This window comes from Stenotrophomonas sp. Steno-Z2 (assembly GCF_056393235.1).
Genome location: NZ_JBWJOY010000001.1, coordinates 967,736 through 987,792 on the forward strand (window position 1 = coordinate 967,736; position 20,057 = coordinate 987,792).

Genomic DNA, 20,057 nt, shown 5'->3' on the forward strand with positions numbered 1-20,057 from the left:
GTCCTCAGCGGGCCGGGTCGCGGTAGCGCACCGGGTCACGGCGGAAAAGGTCTTCGTCGAACTTGAAGCGCAGGCGCAGGAACAGGCCCTGCTGGGTGTACTCGTAGCCGTTGAGGTCGCGGTCGCCCTCGAAGCCGGTCCAGTTGTAGCCGGCCGACAACCACAGGTTCTGCCGCAGCAGGCGGCCCACTTCCACGCCGTAGGCGTACTGGTTGGCGCCGGACTGGCCGCGGAAGGTGGAGCCGAGCACGCCGATGTCCCAGTTCTCGGTGATGTCGTAGACGATGCGGCCGGAGAACAGCATCGCGCGGAAGCTGCTGTTGACCCGCGTGCCGTCGCCGTAGGCGAACTGGTCGCGCTGCCACTTGCCGGCCACGCGCCCGGTCAGCCACCACGGCCGCGACGGATGCCAGTCGGCATGCGAGGAGACGATGTGGGCGCGGGTGCGCACGTCCTGGCTGGTGCCGTTGACCACCTGGCCGTCGAGCAGGGTCAGCCCGCTTTCGTCGCGCTCGAGCTTGTACTCGTAGCGCATCAGCGCGTTGACCCGGTTGCGGTCGGTGTCGCGGTAGGCCAGGCCCAGCTGGAAGCGGTCCTGCAGGACGTCGCCGCGTTCCTCGTAGTTGGTCGCCAGCAGGTAGTTGCGGCCCAGCAGGGTCCAGTCGCGGCTGAGCTTGCGCGCCACCATGAACTGCAGCAGCGTGGTGTCGAACGCCTCGTTGGCCTCGGTGTGCGCCACGTCCTCGGAGATGCGGTGCTCCACGCGCACCGCGCCGCGCCACAGCGGGTTGGCGCTGTAGTCCAGCGCCAGTGCCAGGCCGGTGCTGTCGCCGGTGTCGCCGGCGATCACGTTGACCCGCTCGGCCGAACTGCTCAGGCGCAGGCCCTCGCGGATGTCCCAGTTGTTGCGGATGCCCGAGGCGGCCTGCACGTCGCGGCCGCTGATCGCATCGCGCAGCCGGTATTCGCTGAACGCCTGGGTGTCGCGCAGGTAGCTGCTGTCCACGCCGAACACCAGCGCATCGGCCTCGCGGTCGGTGGTGGTGATGCCGTAGGCGCTGGTCAGGCCGGTCTGCTTTTCGTAGCGGCCGTACAGGCGGCTGCGCTCGAACACCTGGTAGTCCACGCCGGCGGCGACGCGGTGGCGGTCCTCGCCGCTGACGCTCTGCTCGTATTCGGCGCCGCCGCTGAACTTCTCGCTGAAGCGGTAGCCCAAGCCGACGCGGGCGCTGTCCGATTCCAGCTTCGTGCCGACCGGCAGGTCGCTGGTGATCGGGCTGCCCGAGGACGAGCCGTTGATGACCATCAGCCCGGTGGCCGGGTCCAGCGCCTGCTGGCCGTAGCCCAGCGCGCCGCCGCCCATGCCGGTGGCGAAGCCGCCGGTCAGGCCGCCGGCCTGGCCGAACGGCGAGCCCATCGACCACGGCGAGGTCACGCCGATGGTCTCGCGGATGCTGCGCAGGCCGAAGTCCAGGGTCAGCCGCTGGGTGGCGCCCACGCGCACGCCGGCGCCGCCGGCATCGCGCTTGCCGCCATCGGGGTTGCGGTCCTCGCTGCGCAGGCCCTCGACGTACAGCTCCAGGCGCGGGCCCACCGCGTAGCTCAGCCGCGCGTTGTATTCGCCGCGGCCGCCGTACAGCGGCGAGGCCGGGTTGTTGAACGCCGGGTCGGTGCGCGCGGCGAACAGGCGCGCGTCGAGCTTGGCGCCGTCGTGCGCGAACTCGACGCGCCAGGCATCGCCCTCGACCTCGCCGACCACGTCCTTCAGCCCCTGCGAGGTGACCTGGTTGAGCGAGCTGGTGTTGACCTCGCTGCGGGTGCGCGCGAACTCGGCCACCAGCATCGTATTCTCGCCGAAACGGTAGCCGGCGTTGACGCTGCCCATGCGGAACTCGGCATAGGGGTTGCGGTCTTCAACCGCCGAGGCGCCCACTTCCAGGCGGTCGGTCAGCTTGAACTGGCCGTCGGCGCCGAACACCCAGAACTTCTCGGTCTGCTGGTCCAGCTCGTAGGTGATGCGCAGCGACACCGGGTTGAGGTCGCTGTCGAAGGACGGCATGAACTGGTTGAGCAGGATGCGCCCGGAGAACGGTTCGAAGCTGTAGTCCACCAGCCGCGCCAGCGGGCGCACCGAGACGATGCGGCTGGGCTGGTTGCGGTCGCGCACGATCACTTCCACGCGCTCGCTGCCTTCCAGCACCGCGTTGTTGCGCAGCGCGTACGGGCCGCTGCCCTGGCTGCGGAACTCCTCGATGACCTGGCGCAGCGAGTCCTCGATGGCGAAGACGTTGCCGCGCGCGCGTTCGCTTTCGAAATGCCAGCCCAGGCCGGTGGCGGTGCGGTTGTAGGTGCTCAGGCTGCGCTGCGGGATCGGCCCGCTGCCGCCGATGCCGGTGGCCGTGGCCAAGGTGTCGCCGGTCTGGAAATCGCCGTACAGCAGGTAGCTGCGCTTGTTGTCGATGCGCACGTACAGGCGCTCGGCCGAGCGCGCGTCGAAGCCGCGCAGCGACGAATCGCCGTACACCGGGTAGAACTCCTCCGGCTGGATGTCGCGCAGCAGGCGGCCGCGCACGTCCTTGTCCGAGTCGTAGGCGGCGGTGAGCAGGTATTCGCCCTTGATCCGGCCCTTGACGAAGAACGCGGTGCGCGCGGCGGCATTGGCCTTGCCGTTGTTGAACTGCTTCTCCCAGCGGCGGATGTCGCGGTCGAAGGCATCGTGGTGCTGCACCGGCGAGATCAGCCCGGCGTTGGACTTGTTGCGGAAGTTGACCACGCCCTCGATCAGGCCGGTGGCCAGCAGCTCGCGCATTTCCGGCAGGAAGCCGATCACGCCCTCGGCGGTGCGGCCGCCGGCGGTGATGCGCAGCACCACGTCCTGCGGTTCGTGCGGCGCCAGCAGGTCGAACTCGGCCACGCCGTCGTTCACCACCAGCTGCACGCCGGGGGTGACCCTGTCGGCATCGGCGGCGCCGGGGCCGAACTCGTCGGTGCGCGAACCGGGCAGGCGGATGCGGCCGCCGCTGTGCTCGATGGTGGCGTAGGAGGTGCCGGACAGCGGTTTGCCCTCGCCATCGAGCAGCTGCACGCGCACGTGCACCGGCGTCTGGCCGTCGGCCGGCACGCCGTCGCGGTCGACCTCGACGCGGACCAGGTCCACGCCGCGGTTGAGCGCGTAGTCGACCTGGCCGGAACGCGCCGCCACCGTTTCAGGCCCGGCGTCGGCGCTTGCCGGCGAACGCGGGTACAGGGTGCTGGCATCGCCCAGCACCGGGGTGAAGCGGGTGCTGCTGCCCACGTCCTGGGCAAGGGCCGGCATCGCGGCCGTGGCCAGCGCGCAGGCCAGCAGGCTCAGGCGCGGCGTCGCGCGCAGGGAGCGGCGGCGGCTCATGGCTGCACCTCCTGCGAAGCCGATGCGGCGGGCGGGTTGGGTCTGGGTTCCACGATCGGTCTCTGGTTGGCCGAGTCCGTGGCCTGCTGCGGCGCACGGACCGGCTTGCTTTCGAAACGCAGCTGCGACTGGCCGGACTCGTTCTCCGGCGCGCGCACCTCGCCCTGGGTACGGCGTGCCTTGACCTGCTCCAGCACCGGGTTGGCGCAGCTGCCCTCGACGAAGTCGGCGCGGTGCAGCTCGCCGTTCTTCAGGTCCAGGAACAGGCTGTCGGCATCGCCCAGGTTGCGGTTGCTGCTGGTGGTCAGGCGCGAGCCGACCGGCAGGGTCGACGGGTCGACCTTCAGCGTGTGGCTGTTCGGCGGCAGGCCGCAGTAGCTGTACTTGCCTTCCGAGTCGGAGATCAGCCAGGTGCCGTCGGAGAAGTACAGGCGCACCCCGGGGATGCCCAGCTCCTCCTCGTCCTGCACGTGGTTGTTGTTGCAGTCCACGAACACCTTGCCCAGCACGCAGGCCTCGTCGGTGAACACGCCGCCGGTGACGCGCACGCGGTACTGCGCGCGGTTGGACGGAATCGAGCCCGGCAGCGGGTTCAACCCCACCGGATCGATGCAGCCGCCGGCGATCGAACAGCCGTGCGCCTGCGCGCGGTTGATGCCGTCGCCCTGCAGCGCGCCGACGCCGACGCGGACGCGGTAGGTGAGCACCAGCTGGCCGCCCACCTCGATCGGGCCCAGGTCGAAGCCCAGGCGCGGACCGGGCCTGCCCAGCGGATCGGACAGGGCGCGGCCGCCGCTGCGCGCGGTGCCCTCGATGTAGGTGAAGCCGCGCGGCAGCGTGTCGACGATGTTCACCGTCGCCAGCGCGCTGCCGGCCGTCTGCCGTACCGTGATGGTGTACTGCACGGTGTCGCCGATCTCGGCGATCTGGCGGTCGCCGGTCTTGGTGATGACCAGGCCGGTGGCCTCGGCGGTATCCAGCGGGATGTGGTTGTGGACGATGCCGGCCGTGGCCGAACCGGCGAACAGGGTCAGCCAGTACTGGGTCGGCGTGCCGACCGCGCCGGTGGGCGCGGTGGCCTGCGGCTGCACCAGGTGGCTGCTGCCCGCGGCGCCGGCCGGGGACAGCGAGCCGCCCTGCGGCGGGATCATCGACGACACGAACTGGTAGCCGCCCGGCGGCGTCACCGTGAGGCGGAACTCGCAGCGCGCCGGCGCGGCCGGACCGAACACGAACTGGTAGTAGCCGTTGCTGCCGACCGTCATCGAGATCGCGTTGCCGTTGACGGTGTAGCCACCGGCGCCGGCGTTGAGGATCGCGCTCAGCGGGTCGTAGCCGTTGCACACGCCCACCGGCTCCAGGGTCACGATGGAACCCGGCACCGGATCGCGGGTGGTGGCGTCGTAGACCACGCCCGACGGATCCACCGGCAGGCTCTGCTGCGGCAGGTGTTCGCCCGGCTTGAGCACCACCTGCAGCTGGCTGGCGCCGTTCTCGCTGGTGCGGCAGGCGCTGGCGCCGTTGTTGGCGATGGCGCCGTCGGCGTTGCAGGACACGCCGGTGCCGGCGGCGCTTTCCCGGTTGACCGGCCATGCCCACAGCACGCCCGAGCTCGGGTCGCGGAACTGGATGTTCCACTTCACGCCGGGGATCACGTCGCCGAAGCGGTAGGTTCCGTCGGCGGCGGTGGTGGTGGTCTTGAGCACCGTGCCGGTGGCCGGGTCGACCAGTTCCACGATCCAGTTCTGCAGGCGCTGGTCGCCGCCGTCCAGCAGCGTGTCCTCGCTGCCGACGTCGAACCACACGGTGCCGCCGACCGAGGCGGCCAGCTGCACTTCGTTGGGCACGCGGCAGGCGTTGCGGGTGATGCCCGCCTCGCAGACCGGCAGGTCGGTGACGTCGCCTTCGAACGCGCCGCGTTCGGCCGGGGTCGGGGTGCGGAACTCGTTCTCGCCGCCGCCTTCGACCATGACCGCGTTGTTGACGGTGCCCGCCTGCGCGGCCGCCTCGGAGACGTTCACGCGCACGGTGATGTCCGATGCCGAGGTGGCGCCGGCAGCCACCACGTCGCTGCTGCGGCATTCGAAGCGGCTTTCGCCTACCGCGCCGGTGCAGGTCCAGCCGTTGCCGGCCGGCACTTCGGCCAGGGTCAGGCCCACCGGCAGGCGGTCCTTCACCAGGTACTCGCCGGACGAGGCCTTCTGCCCGCCGTTGCGCACGCGGATGGTGTAGGTCGCCACGTTGTTGACGGTGAACTTCGGCGTGGCCGAGGACTTGCTCACCAGCATGTCCGGCGAATCGCCGATCTCGCCGAAGTTGTTGTCCACCGACTTGCCGCCGACCGGCAGCACGATGCCGCTGATCGCCGACGGCACGGTGTCCTTGCCGGTGGCCGTGCCGACCGTGGCGCCGCCGATGGTGCCGGCGGTGGTGATGCCGTTGAGCGTCTGCGGCGGCTGGGTCGGCTCGGTCACGGTGTAGGTGCCCGGGCGCAGGTTCTCGAAGGCGTAGCGGCCTTCGGCGTCGGTGGTGACGGTGACCTCGACCGGGTTGCCCAGGTCGTCGGTGCCGGTCAGCACCACGGTGACATTGGCATAGCCGGTCTCCTCGCCGTCCGGCACGCCGTTGTCGTTGCTGTCGTTGTAGACCCGACCGGAAATGGTGCCGGTCGGGATTTCACCGAAGTTGTTGTCCACCGAGCGCTCGTTCACGCCGAGCGTGATGTCCTTGATCTGCGACGGGGTGGTGCCGGTGGGCGTGCCGGTACCGCCAGTCGAGCCCGGCACGGTCCTGCCGTCATGGGTACCCGCCGGCTGCTGCGGCTCGGTCACCGTGTAGGTGCCCGGCGGCAGTTCGTCGAAGCTGTAGTTGCCATCGGCATCGGTGGTCACCTCGCGGGTGACCGGGTTGCCGACCAGGTCGGTGCCGGTCAGGGTGACGGTGACGTTCGGCAGGCCCGGTTCGTCCGGATCGACCACGCCGTCGTTGTCGCGGTCGATCCACACCTTGCCGCTGATGCCGCTGTTGAGCGGGATCTCGCCGAACAGGTTGTCCACCGAGGACGTACCCGGCACCGACAGGTCGATGTCGCTGATCCGGCTCGGCACGGTGTTGACCGGCGTGGCGGTGCCGCCGCCGCTGCCGGCGGTGGTGATGCCGTTGCTGGTATTGGCGGGCTGCTCGGGTTCGGTCAGCGTGTAGCGGCCCGGGCGCAGCCCCTCGAAGCTGAAGCGGCCCTGGGCGTCGGTCTGCGTGCTGAGGCGGACCGTGGCGCCGGTGTCGTCGGTGCCGGTCAGCTCGATGGTCACGCCCTCGATGCCCGTCTCGGCGGCACCGGACTGGGCGCCGTCGTTGTCGGCATCGAAGAACACCGTGCCGGAGACGGAAACCGGCAGCACCTCGCCGAAGTTGTTGTTCTCCGACCTGCCGCCGGCGGCCAGCGGGATGCCGCTGATCGCGCTCGGCAGCGTGTCCACCGCCGTCGCCGTGCCGCCGGTGTTGCCGGCGGTGGTGATGCCGTTGTGGGTGGTGGTGCCGTTGTACACCGGCTGCGCGGCCTGCTCGGTCACCGCATAGGTGCCTTCCAGCAGGTCGTTGAACACGTAGCGGCCATCGCCATCGGTGGTCGCCGCGGTCACCGCGTTGCCCAGCGCATCGCGCGTGCCGGCCGGCAGTTGCACCTGCACGCCGGGCAGGCCCGGTTCGCCGGCGTCCTGGACGCCGTTGTTGTTGCTGTCCAGGTACACCACGCCCGACAGCGATGCGGCCAGTTCGCCGAAGTCGTTGCCGGTCGAACCGCCCGCCGGCAGGTTGGTGATCTGGATGACGTTGCCGGTGTGCTCCCTGCCGTTGGCCAGGCCGGTCGGCTGGGTCTGGGTGATCGTGTAATCGACGCCCGCCACCGCATCGGGGTAGCTGTAATTGCCGTTGGCGTCGGTGGTGAGCCTCACCTCGACGTCGTCGGGAGTACCGGCGATGCCGTCCGCGCCCGGGCTGGTGATGACGATTTCCACGCCGGCGATGCCGGCATCGCCAGCGTCCATGTCGCCATCGTCGTTGCGGTCCAGGTAGACCGTGCCGTTGATGGGCGCATTGGCCAGCTCGCCGAACAGGTAGCCGGTGGCGTCCTCGCCAGCGGCCAGGCCGATGCCGCCCAGCACGTTGGCCGTGGTGTTGTTGCCCGGCGTGGTCGCGTTGCCGACGGCGTGCTTGCCGTCGATGTAGGCGGCCGGCTGGGTCTGGGTGATGGTGTAGCTGCCTTCCAGCAGGTCGCCGAAGCGATAGGCGCCGTTGGCGTCGGTGGTGGTCGTGCGGTTGACCGCCGCGCCATTGACGTCGGTGCCGCTGAGCGTCAGCGTCACGTTCGCGATCGGGTTCTCGCCAGCGTCGTGCACGCCGTTGTTGTTGTTCGCCGCGGTGGCCGAGAAGTCCTCGTAGACCTCGCCCGACAGCGCGCCCAGCTTCTCGCCGAAGTTGTTGTTGGCCGAGCCGGCCAGGGGCAGCGCCGTCACCGTGATCTCGTTGCCGGGATTCTCGCCGGCATTGGCATAGCCGGCCGGCTGCACCTCGACGACGCGGTAGTCCGCGCCCACCAGCAGGTCGGCGAAGGCGTAGCCGCCCTGCGCGTCGGTACGGGTACGCGCCACCTCGTTGTTGGCGGCGTCGTAGAGGATCACCTCGACGCCTTCCAGGCCGCCGTTGGCCGCGCTGTTGTCGCCGCCGGCATCGCCGGCATCGAAGCCGCCGTTGCCGTTGCGGTCCACATAGACCGTGCCGGTGATGGCCGAGACCAGGATCTCGCCGAAGTTGTTGTTCTCCGACTTGCCGCCGGCGGCCAGCGGGATACCGCCGATCGCGCTCGGCAGCGTGTCCACCGCCGTCGCCGTGCCGCCGGTGCTGCCGGCGGTGGTGATGCCGTTGTGGGTGGTGGTGCCGTTGTACACCGGCTGCGCGGCCTGCTCGGTCACCGCATAGGTGCCTTCCAGCAGGTCGTTGAACACGTAGCGGCCGTCGCCGTCGGTGGTCGCCGCGGTCACCACGTTGCCCAGCGCATCGCGCGTGCCGGCCGGCAGTTCCACCTGCACGCCGGGCAGGCCCGGTTCGCCGGCGTCCTGGATGCCGTTGTTGTTGCTGTCCAGGTACACCACGCCCGACAGCGACGCGGCCAGTTCGCCGAAGTCGTTGCCGGTCGAACCACCCGCCGGCAGGTTGGTGATGGTCACCACATTGGTCGTGGCGCTGGCGCTTCCATTCTCCTTGCCGTCGGCCAGGCCGGTCGGCTGGGTCTGGGTGATGCGGTAGGTGTGGCCGATGGCCGCATCCGGGTAGCTGTAGCCGCCATCGCTGCCGGTCTGCTGGGTGTGCACCTGTGTCCACACGCCTGGCGCGGTCTCCTCCTCGATCACGATGGTGACGCCGCCGATCGGGGCGTCGGTGGCGGGATCGAAGTCGCCGTTGTCGTCGCGGTCCAGGTACACGGTGCCGCTGAGCGGTGCGCTCTTCAGCTCGCCGAACAGGTAGCCGGTGGCGTCCTCGCCGGCGGCCAGGCCGATGCCGCCCAGCACGTTGGCCGTGGTGTTGTTGCCCGGCGTGGCCGCGTTGCCGACGGCGTGCTTGCCGTCGATGTAACCGGCCGGCTGGGTCTGGGTGATGGTGTAGCTGCCTTCCAGCAGGTCGCCGAAGCGATACGCGCCGTTGGCGTCGGTGGTGGTGGTGCGGTTGACCGCCGCACCATTGACGTCGGTGCCGCTGAGCGTCAGCGTCACGTTGGCGATCGGGTTCTCGCCAGCGTCGTGCACGCCGTTGTTGTTGTTCGCCGCGGTGGCCGAGAAGTCTTCGTAGACCTCGCCCGACAGCGCGCCCAGCTTCTCGCCGAAGTTGTTGTTGGCCGAGCCGGTGGCCGGCAGCGCGGCGATGTCGATCGTATTGCCGGGGTTCTCCGCGGCATTGGCATAGCCCGCCGGCTGGGTTTCGACGATGCGGTACTTCTGGCCGACGGTCAGATTTTCGAACTGGTAATGGCCGTTGCCATCGGTCTGCACCGATACCGGGGCCGGGTCGTCGGCGGTGCCGAAGATGCCATCCGCACCGGCGCCCTGCAGCGCCACGGTCACGCCCTGCAGGCCGCCGTTGGGCTGCGAGTTGGCGCCATCGGGACCGCTGGCGTCGCCCGTGTCGAACCCGCCGTTGCCGTTGCGGTCCAGGTAGACCGTACCGGAAATGCCGGCCACGGCATCCTCGCCGAAGTTGTAGTTGGCGCCGTCCAGGCCGGAGGACAGGTCGATGCCCTCGATGCGGTCGGTGGTCGCGTCCTCGGCCACCACCGTGCCGCCGCCATTGCTGCCCACGTTCACCGCGGTCGGGCGGTTGCGGTACTCGCCGGTGCCCGGCAGCACTTCGCGCAGGATGTAGGTCAGCAGCGGATCGAGGTCGGTGAAGGTGTACTGGCCCGAGGCGGTGGTGGTAACGCTGGCGACCACCGTGCCGTCGGCCGCATCCAGCAGTTCCACGGTGGCGCCGGCGATGGCGCCGTCGCCCGCGTCGCGCACGTTGTTGTAGTTGCTGTCCACGTAGACGAAACCGGACAGCGACGGGCGCCGCACTTCGGGGAAGTTGTAGCGCACGGCGGCGGTATCGGCCGGCAGCGGGATGCCGCTGTAGGTCGAATCCGCGGTCTTGACCGGGGTAACGGCGTCGAAGCTGCCGCCCACGGAGGGCGCGTCGCCACCGGCGGTCGGCGGATTCACCGGGCCGTTGACATGGGTCGCCGGCTGGATCTGGGTCAGCGTGTAGCCGTCCGCGTCGGACGGGGGCAGATTGTCGAAGCGGTAGTTGCCGCTGGCATCGGTGGTGGTTTCGATGTAGCCGGTGGCGCCGCCCAGCGCATTGCCATAGGCGTCGGTGCCGCTCAGGCGCACCTTGACCCCGGAAATGCCCGGCTCGGCGGCCTGCTTGATGCCGCCGTTGGCGCCGCTGCGGTCGCTGTCCTCGAACACCGTGCCGGCCAGCGAGGACTTCTTCACCTCGACCGTCTTGGTGCTCTTGTCGTTGTTCGGATCCGGGTCGTACTGCTCGCTCTTGACCTCGGCGGTGTTGAGCGTCGGATTGGTCGCCGGCATCGCCGTCCAGCGCACCGGGACCAGGATGCGGGTCCGGCCGTCCAGCGCCAGGTCGCCCATGTGGCAGCTCACGGTGCTGCCGTTCAGCGCGCAGCTGCCGGTGCCGGTGGTGACCACGTCCGGGTCGGTGGTGCTGCCGATCTTCTGCCACAGGATGGCGCCCGCGCCGCCACGCACTTCCAGCCCGGCGGGCAGGGTGTCGGTGACGACCACGCCATCGCCGTTGACCGGGTTGGTGCCGCTGCGGTCGCGCGACAGGCTGTGGCCCGGCCCGCGGTTGTCGACTTCCAGCACGTACCAGAACGGCTGGTACAGGCTCACCGCCGCTGCGTCGGCCGGCAGCGGCTGCGCCGGATCGAGCTGCGGCTGGTCGATCACCGCCGTCTTGCTCATCTCCAGGTCGGCGCGGATGCGGATGGTGGTGGTTTCGCTGGCGCTGTTGTTGCCGACGTTGGTCTCGGCTTCGCTCGACGCCACGGTGACCGCGTTGGACAGCGTGTCGCCATTGGCTTCCGGCGAGTTGCCGTACTCGTAGACCAGGTACAGGTAGCTGGTCTGGCCGTTGGCGATCACGCCCGGCTGCAGCGGCGCGGTGCCCACGCCGGGCATGGTGCAGGTCAGCACCTGCGGCGCGCCGACGGTGGGGTTGCTGCTGCCGCCGGCAAGCGCGCAGGGGCTGGCCGGATCGGCGGCGGTCACCAGCGGACCGGTCATCGCGGTGGCGGTACCGGTGCGGGTACCGATGAAGGTCACCTCCACGTCGGGCCGCGGCGGGGTGAGGGTGTCGGTGATGGTGGTGCCGGTCGCCAGCGACGGGCCGTTGTTGCGGACGTTGAGCTGGTAGTAGATGTAGTTGTTCTGCTCCATGCCCGGGCGCGAGTCGTAGCCCAGCGGATCGACCGCGCCGGTGAAACCCTGGTCGACCTTGTTGATGATCAGGTCCACAGCACCGGCATCGAAGTTCAGCGTGGCGTTCTTGCTGTCGTTGCTGGGATCGCTGTTGTAGTCGTAGGTCTGCCCGCCCGGCAGGGTGCCGGACGTGGCATCGGGCGTGCCGTCGCCGTTGAAGTCGAAGTAGAAGTCGCCGGTGTTCTGGAAGGTGCGGCCGGTATTGGTGGCGTTGACGTTCGGACGGATCTTGACCGTCATGCTCTGCGAGTTGTTCCTGGCCATGCTGGCCAGCACCGGGCAGGTGATGACCAGCGGCGCGTCGCTGGCGCCGGTATTGGCATAGGACGTTCCGCCTGGCGCCGACGTTGTGGTGATGCCCGCGGCCAGCGGCAGCTGCACGCTGCAGGTGGTACTGCCGCTGCCGCTGCGCACCGCCGAGAGCAGCACGAAGCCCGCATCACCGGCCGGCAGGGTGAAGGTGTCGCGGAAGACCACGTCGGTCACCTGCGACGGCCCCTTGTTCTGGTAGCTGATGACGTAGGTGGTTTCCACGCCGGCACGCCCCGGAGTGCCGGAGGTGATGTTCTTGGCGGTGGTGGCCATGTCCGCCACTGGATGCACCTGCACCCAGTCCGAGGCCTGGTTGTTGGCGAAGTTGGTTTCGCCGATCGAACCGGCGACGCCGGCATCAATGGCGACGCCTGCGGTGTTGCACCAGCTGCCGGCAGGCATGGCGCCGCCGCCACAGGTGCCCGCCGAGCCCGACAGGCTGTCGATCATGCCGCGATTGACGCGGAAGCTGATGGTGGCGGGCGCGCCGCTGGACAGGGCGGCGCTGTTGGAGCGGATGACCAGGGTGCCGCCGGTGAGGTTTTGCGTCCAACCGGTGGGCAGGCCGGTGACATTGCTGACCGTGGTGACGCCGTTGATGAAGCCCGGGATCGGATCATTCACCACCACGCCGGTGGTCGGGTCGCCGCTGTTGCTGATGACCAGGGTGTAGGTCACGTAGCTCTCGGCCGTGGTCAGCACCTTGTCGCCGCCGAGCGGCGTGGTGGCCGATTTGGTGATGCCCAGGTCGGCGCGCTGGGTGGTGGCCCGCGCGCTGCCGCCGGTGCAGTCGTTGCTGGTGACCGGGTCGAGATTGATGCCGCCGCCGGTCAGCGGCTCCAGCGAGCCGCCGCTGCCGCCGGTGCAGGCCGTGTTGGTCAGGGTGGCGCCCGCCGCGCGCGCCAGCGTGTTCAACACCAGGTTGCGCGTGTTGCCGCCGGTCACAGGCACCGGATAGCCGCCGGCCTGCAGGTCGCAGGTAACGCGCTGCGCCGTGGTGCCATTCCATGCCTGGTTCACCGTACAGCTCCAGGCGTTGCTCCCGGTTCCCACCACGACCGGCGTCCCCGGCGCGATCGGGTTGCCGGAGGTATCCACCCATTCCTCGCCCAGGGCCAGGGTATCGACCACCTGCAGCTGGCCGGTGACGGTGCGCGGGCCGAGATTCTGCACCCCCATCGTCGAGGTCATCAGGCTGTCCAGACGGTTGCCGCCGGCATAGGTCGGTACCAGCGCGGGCGACTTCAACTTGCTCATCTGCAGGTCGGCGCCGTCGGGCAGCACGGTGAACGACACCGGACCGGTGTTGTTGCTGGTATCCGGATCGGGCGTGGTCGACGCCACCTGCGCGGTGTTGGTGACCGTGCCGCTGCTGTTCGGCCCGGTGGACGGTATCGCCGCCGTCACCGGGATGCTTTCCTCGACGCCGCTCGCCATGCTGCCGCTGCGGGTGCAGCTCACGCGCTGGTGGGTGGCGTCCAGGTTGCTGACGGTGCAGGTCCAGCCCGTGGCGGTCGGGGTGCCCTGGACCACGAAGCCTTCCGGCAGGTCGTCGGTGACGGTGACGCCGGCCGCGGCGCTGGGGCCGTCGTTGCGCGGGCGCAGGGTGAACGTCACGTTCTGCCCGGCCGATGCCGGCGCCGGATTGACCGTCTTGGTGATCCGCATGTCGGCACCGGCGGTCACCTGGGTACTGACGGTGGCGGTGTTGTTGTCCGGCAGCGGGTCCGGGGTGCCGCCGCCACTGACATTGGCGCCGTTGGTGATGGTGCCGCTGCCGACGCCCACCTTGGCGCGGAACTCGTAGCTGGCCGTGGCGCCATTGGCCAGGGTGCCGTTGTAGGTGGCGTTGGCGCCGTTGAACGCCCAGTTGGGTCCGTTGGCGCTGCCCGCCACCAGCGTCACATTGGCCGGCAGGGTATCGGTCACCGTGAAACCGGTGGCCGCGCTGGGCCCGTTGTTCTTGACCGTCAGCTTATAGGTGACTTCACCGCCCCCGATCACCGGGTCCGGCGTAGCGGTCTTGGACAGTTCGAGGTCGCTGGCCGCCTCCAGCGTGGTGGTCTGGGTGGCGCGGTTGTTGGTCTTGTTGGTGTCGGCGCCGTAGAACGGATCGGCGGCGGTCAGGCTGCTGATCGGCGTGTCCACGCCCGGCTGGGCCGCGGCATAGCCGATGGCGGCATCCAGCGTGATGATGGCCGGCTCGCTGCCGGCGGTGGAAACCCACAGGTTGAACGCGTAAGGCGTGGTGCCCGTGTTGTTCACGTTGAGCGTCGGGTTGGTGCAGACCACGCGGGTCGTGCCCGACGCTGCGACGCCGGCCACGCTGCAGCCATTCTGGATGGGGGCGGCCAGGGTGGTGCCTGCCGGCAGGTCGAAGATCGTCACCGTGCCGGTGGCGTTGTCGTTGGAGCCGTTGGTGACGCTGACCTGGTAGCGCACGCGGGTGCCTGCCGGCACCGGGTCGTACCCCGTGTCGTTGAAGGTGGTGACCTGCAGATCCGCCGCCATCAGCGGCAAGGGCAGAACCAGCAGCGCCGTCAGCAGCCTGCGCGCGATTGCGCGCGCCGCGCCTGCGAATCCATTTGCATGCGTGCGCGACGACGTCGCGCGACCGGCCTGATCGTGTGATTGGTACACGGGTTTTCCCCTGCCTTGCAGCTGTTGCGCCCCACCCGGCCTGCGGAGGACCGGGCCCTGCGTGTTGTCGGTGCCTGCCGTTCCGGCAGGCGTGAAACGCCCTTGCGGGCATCCGGGCGGCATTCTCGACAGCCGGCTTGGCCAAGGCAGTAGCAGTTCCTGTCGCTTCCTCACGATTTCTCACGGACCATCCGGACGATGGCCCTCGTGCGGGAACGGAAGATCAGGACTGCACAGGCACCAGCAGGTAGCCCGCTCCGCGCAATGCGCGCAGCGGCAGGACCAGGTGGGTGGCGTCGCGGACGCGGGTGCGCAGGCGGTGCACCAGCACTTCCAGCCGGTGCGGGTTGAAATCGTGGGGCGTGGACGTCAGCGCGGCGATCAGCCGCTCGCGGCTCACCGGGCTGCCGGGTGCGCGGAACAGTTCCTGCAGCACGGCGCGCTCGGCCGCCGACAGGGCCAGCGACCGGCCGTTGGGCGAGCACAGCTCCCAGCCGCCGGCGCGCAGGCTCCAGCCGGTGCCGGTGTCCGGCGCAGGTGCCGCGGCGCGCGCCGGTTCCGCTGTCTCGCGGTACGCGCTGCCGGCACGCGCGGCCATGCGCCGGTGCAGGCTGTGCAGGGCCGCCACCAGTACCGGCAGTTCCAGCGGCTTGGCCAGGTAGCAGTCCGCGCCTGCCGACAGGCCCTGCGCCATGTCGGCGGCGCCGCCACGTCCGGTGACCATCACGATGCCCATGTCGCCGATGCGGCGCAGGTGGCGGGCCGCGCTGAGGCCGTCCTCGCCGGGCAGCAGGACGTCGAGCACGACGATGTCGCAGGCATCCACCGCCAGTTCGCGGTACAGGGCTTCGACGCTGCCGATGCCGCGGACCACCGCGCCGTGCAGCACGAGTTCCTCGGCCACCAGGGCGCGCCACTCGGGATCGTCCTCGACCACCCAGACGCGTACCCCCTGCAACCGGCGCACCGCTTCCGCCAGCGGCGGTTCCTGCTTCGTTTCCAATGCCGACCCCCGTGCACGCCGGCCGCACGATGCGCGGCCCCGACGTCCGGGCTGGATTCTCGGCAGCCGCCGGAAAAGCGGCAGTATCAAAAACTCTCCGTCGCTCTCAATGATTCACGGGCAAGGCGCGCAACGGCGCGGCATCGATGATCGACATCGTTTTCCAACGCACCCGTTGCAACGGGCGGGAACCGGCGCCGGTTCTCCCGTCAGGCGACGGCGGTCTGGTCGGATACCAGCATGTAGCCCATGCCGCGCAGCGCGCGTACCGGCAGCGTGGCGCCGGTGGCGTTGCGCACGCGGGCGCGCAGGCGGTGCACCAGCACTTCCAGCCGGTGCGGATCGAAATCCCAGGGCTGGTCGGTGACCGCGGCGATCAGCCGCTCGCGGTCCACCGCCTCGCCGGGCGCGGCGAACAGTTCGCGCAGGAAGCCACGTTCGGCCACGGTCAGGGTGAGCGCCCTGCCGTTCGGTGCATGCAGATCCCAGCCGTCCGAGCGCAGGTTCCATTCGGCGTCGGCATCCCCGGCGGCGGCAGGCGGCCGGACCGGCGCGGCCAGCGACATGCGCCGGTGCAGGCTGTGCAGGGCGGCCACCAGTACCGGCAGTTCCAGCGGCTTGGGCAGGTAGACGTCGGCGCCGAGCGAGAGCCCATGGGCCATGTCGGCGGTGCCGCTGCGACCGGTGACCAGCACGATGCCCATGCCGTCCATGCGCCGCAGGTGGCCAGTGGCGCTCAGTCCGTCCTCGCCCGGGAGGCCGACATCGAGCACGAGGATGTCGCAGCGGTCCACTGCCAGTTCGCGATAGAGCGCTTCGACGCTGTCGATGCCACGCACGTCGGCGCCGTGGTGTTCGAGCTCGTCAACCACCATCCCGCGCCACTCGGGGTCGTCCTCCACGACCCATATCCTGACGCCATCCAGCCGGCGTGCGACGTCGGCCGCCGAGGGTTCCCGATCCATCTCCATCAATGCTTCCCCAAGGCCTGTGCCCGGCCTGTTCGCCGGAACATTCTAGCCAGTGGCGCCGCGGGGCGTCCGGATGCGTTGAAGGGAGGATGGCGGCGTGTTCAGGAACACGCCGCCATCCCCGGTTGCCGCAGCCCTTACTCCCGCGGCAGGCCCATCTCGGCCAGCAGCGCCGGCGCCGGGTAGACCTTGGCCAGCAGCCAGCGCAGATAGCGCATGTCCACGTGCACGGCGCGCTTGTAGCGCGGATCGAACCACCAGCTGGCGCTCACCGACTCCCAGTTGGAATCGAAGTTCAGGCCGATCAGTTCGCCCTTGGCGTTGAGCACCGGCGAGCCGGAATTGCCGCCGGTGGTGTCCAGGTTGGTCAGGAAGTTGACCGTCTGTGTCTTCAGCACCGGATCGGCGGTGCTGCCGAAATCGCCCCTGGCGATCGCCGCCAGCAGCGGCCGGGGCGCATCGAACGGCACCGTGTCGGTGTTCTTCTCGACGATGCCGGCCACGGTTGTAACCGGCGAGTAGCTGACCGCATCGCGCGGATGCAGCGCCTCGACCTTGCCGTAGCTGATGCGCAGCGTGCTGTTCGCATCCGGGTACACCGCGCGGCCCTGCTTCGCGCGCCAGGCGAACAGCGCCTGCATGTAGGACGGGCGCAGGCGCAGCTGTTCGCCTTCGCGTTCCTTGCTCCCGCGTTCGGCGTCCAGCTGCGCCGCCACCAGCGCGGCGGCGGCCGTCACCAGCGGGTCGGCCTCGATGGCAGCGCCCTTGCGCGCGGCCTCGAAGCGCGACAGGCGCTGCGCTTCTTCGCCCAGCTTCGTGTCCGCGTACAGCGCATCCAGGCGCCGGGCCAATTCGGCCGGCGTGCGTCCGAACAGGTTGTCGTAGTGCGCATCGCGCTGGCCATCCGGCAGCTGCTGGTAACGCGTGAGCAGTGCGGTGAGGATAGCCTTCTCCACCGCCGGGTCGTAGCGTCGCTGCACCTGCCTGAGCACGCCCTCGATCAGCGCCTGGTCGCGCTGCTGGTAGCCGCTCTCGCGTTCGGCATCGGGCCTGGCCGATTCGATGCGCAGGCGCTCCAGCAGCAGGGCCGAGCGCAGCAGCTGGGTCTGGCTGGACATCAGCCCCACCAGGAACTCGCTGGCGCCCGCCTCGCGGTCGGCGGCCAGCGAGGCGAACAGGGCATCGATGTCCGCCTTGTACCTGCCGTCGGTGGCGGCCAGCATCGCCTGCTCGTCCTGCGCGCGCTGGGCCTTGGCGTCGCTGCGCAGCAGGCCTTCCAGCTCGCCCGCGGCGCGCTTGCGGTTGTTCTTCAGCGACTGCAGCTGCGAGGCGTAACGGGTGCGCGCATCGGCATTGCCCCTGCCCTGCGCCTCGATGGTGTCGATCAGCTGCTGGAACACCTCCACGCGGCGCGGCAGCACGGTGTCGATCTGGTTGGCGAACTCGGCGGCGGTGCGCAGCCGGTAGGTGACGCCCGGGTAACCGGCGAGCATGGCGTAATCGCCCTCCTTCGGTCCGTCCAGCGACATCTTCAGGTGCGCCGGCGGGTGGTAGGGCACGTTGTCCTTGCTGTACGGCGCCGGCTTGCCGTCCTTGCCGACGTAGGCGCGCAGCAGGGTGAAATCGCCGGTGTGGCGCGGCCACATGAAGTTGTCGATCTCGTCGCCGTAATTGCCGATCGCGCGCGGCGGCGCGTAGACCAGGCGGATGTCGGTCAGCTCCAGCTGGCGGATGCGGTAGAAATCGCTGCCGTAATACATGTTCGCCACCGAGCAGCGCACGCCGCCCTCGGCCTCGCAGTCGGCGACGATGCGCTTGCGCGCGCGCTCCACCGCGTCGTAGTAGGCGCGGCCGGTATTGCCGCGCGCGTCCTTCAGCACGTCGTCGGTGACCTTGTCGAAGCCCACCGTCACCAGCACGCGGTAATCCGGATTGGCGGCGCGCTCGTCGTCGCGGCCCTGCGCGATGAAACCGTCGTCGATGTAGTTGTGCTCCTTGCTGGCGTTGTACTGGATCACCCCATAGGCGACGTGGTGGTTGGTCAGCAGCAGGCCGTCGCCGGAAACGAACGAGCCGGTGCCGCCGCCCACCCGCACCACCGCGCTCAGCGGCGGCGCGGTGACGTCGGCCAGTTCCTTCGGGTCGCCCTCGAAGCCGGCCTCCTTCAGCGTCTTCGCCAGTTCGGGCAGCTGCGTGGGCATCCACATGCCCTCGTTGGCGTTGGCGTTGGCGGCGGCAGCCAGGCTCATGCCCAGCGCCATGGCGGCGGCAAGCGGTGTGCGCTTCATTGGAACTCCAGCGGATTACGGTACAGCCGCCGACAGTAGCCGCGCCCCGGAAGGCGGGCAACCGCCAACGGTCACGATGCCGCTATCCTGCGCCGATGCGCATCCTGCCGACTTTCCTCGTGCTGGCATCCACGCTGCTCGGTGCCTGTTCCGGCGACCAGCGCGCCACCGACCCGGCCGCCGGCCCCGCCCTGCGCCTGCAGGCCGAGCCGTGGCGCCTGCCCGCCGATACGGTCGCCGCGCAGCCGGACCTGGTGGCCGCGCCCGACGGCAGCCTGCTGCTGTCGTGGCTGTCGCCCGACGCCACGGGCCACCAGCTGCGCTATGCGCGCTTTTCCGCCGGCCAGTGGCAACCGGCGCTGCCGATCGCGCGCGGCGACGACTGGTTCGTGAACTGGGCCGACACGCCGCACCTGGCCGCCAGCGCCGATGGCGCCTTGTGGGCGCAATGGCTGCGCCGGTCCGCCGGCAACCCGCATGCCTACGACGTGCAGCTGGCGCGCTCGGCCGACGGCCGGCAATGGTCGGCGCCGGTCACCGTGCACGACGACGGCACCGCCACCGAGCACGGTTTCGTTTCGCTGTGGCCGGAAGGGGCCGACGGCATGGGCATCGCCTGGCTGGACGGGCGCCATACCGCTGGCAGCGCCCACCATGGCGGCGGCGCGATGACCCTGCGCAGCGCGCGCTTCGACGCCGGGCTGCGCAGGCACGACGAGCGGGAGCTGGACGCGATGACCTGCGACTGTTGCCAGACCGGCGCCAGCGTGGCCGCCGACGCCACGCTGCTGGTGTATCGCGGCCGCGACGCCGGCGAGATCCGCGACATCCACCTGCGTCGCCACACCGCCGGCGGCTGGCAGCCGGCACGGCGCGTGCACGCCGACAACTGGACCATGCCGGCCTGCCCGGTGAACGGCCCCGCGGTGACCGCACGCGGCAACGATGCGTGGGTGGCGTGGTACACCGCGCCGCAGGGCGAGCCGCGGCTGCGCATCGCCCACAGCCGCGATGGCGGCGCCACCTTCGGCGCGCCGCGCGAACCGGACCGCGGCATCGAGGTGCAGGGCCGGGTGCAGCTGGCCGCCGACGCCGGCGGTGTCTGGCTGGCCTGGCTGCGCGAGGACGCCCATGCGCAGTCGCTGTGGCTCGCCCGCTACACCCCCGCGCTGCAACACGAACTCGGCCGCCTGCAGGTGGCGACGCTGCACGGCCGCGGGCGCGGTACCGGCTTTCCGCGCCTGCTCGCCGCCGGTGGCCGCGCGCACCTGGTGTGGACCGACGTGGCCGATGGCCGGCCGCTGCTGCGTGGCGCGGTCGTCTCGGCGCTGCCGGCCGGGGGCGCGCCGTAAGCCGCGACCGGTTGCGCGCGCACCGCGGCCGCGTGCGGTGTCCGGCGCCACCGGGGCGCACCTGGCAAGAGCGCAT

6 protein-coding genes are annotated in these 20,057 nt (G+C 70.2%); 1 reads left to right on the top strand and 5 read right to left on the bottom strand.

What is annotated here, in order from left to right; translation table 11 throughout:
- Positions 1-4: 4 nt before the first annotated feature.
- The 5 genes from AC06FP_RS04295 to AC06FP_RS04315 all read right to left on the bottom strand — a co-directional run bounded on the left by AC06FP_RS04295 (position 5) and on the right by AC06FP_RS04315 (position 18,629).
- Entirely contained in the window at positions 5-3,388 is a 3,384-nt protein-coding gene (locus AC06FP_RS04295; protein ID WP_478074621.1) for a hypothetical protein, read from the bottom strand.
- A complete protein-coding gene (locus AC06FP_RS04300) occupies positions 3,385-14,238 on the bottom strand; it encodes an SdrD B-like domain-containing protein (RefSeq protein ID WP_478074751.1) in 10,854 nt (3,617 codons plus the stop codon). The genes AC06FP_RS04295 and AC06FP_RS04300 overlap by 4 nt, the downstream gene beginning before the upstream one ends.
- 352 nt (positions 14,239-14,590) lie before the next feature.
- Entirely contained in the window at positions 14,591-15,370 is a 780-nt protein-coding gene (locus tag AC06FP_RS04305) for a response regulator transcription factor (RefSeq protein ID WP_478074622.1), read from the bottom strand.
- A gap of 209 nt (positions 15,371-15,579) precedes the next feature.
- A complete protein-coding gene (locus tag AC06FP_RS04310; protein WP_478074623.1) occupies positions 15,580-16,341 on the bottom strand; it encodes a response regulator transcription factor in 762 nt (253 codons plus the stop codon).
- A gap of 137 nt (positions 16,342-16,478) precedes the next feature.
- Positions 16,479-18,629, bottom strand: a complete 2,151-nt coding sequence (locus AC06FP_RS04315) for a S46 family peptidase (RefSeq protein WP_478074624.1) — start codon at positions 18,627-18,629, stop codon at positions 16,479-16,481.
- Between the two features lie 95 nt (positions 18,630-18,724).
- Between AC06FP_RS04315 and AC06FP_RS04320 the strand changes: the two genes are divergently transcribed.
- Complete coding sequence (locus AC06FP_RS04320) at positions 18,725-19,981, top strand: sialidase family protein (RefSeq protein WP_478074625.1); 1,257 nt, start codon at positions 18,725-18,727, stop codon at positions 19,979-19,981.
- Positions 19,982-20,057 lie beyond the last annotated feature (76 nt).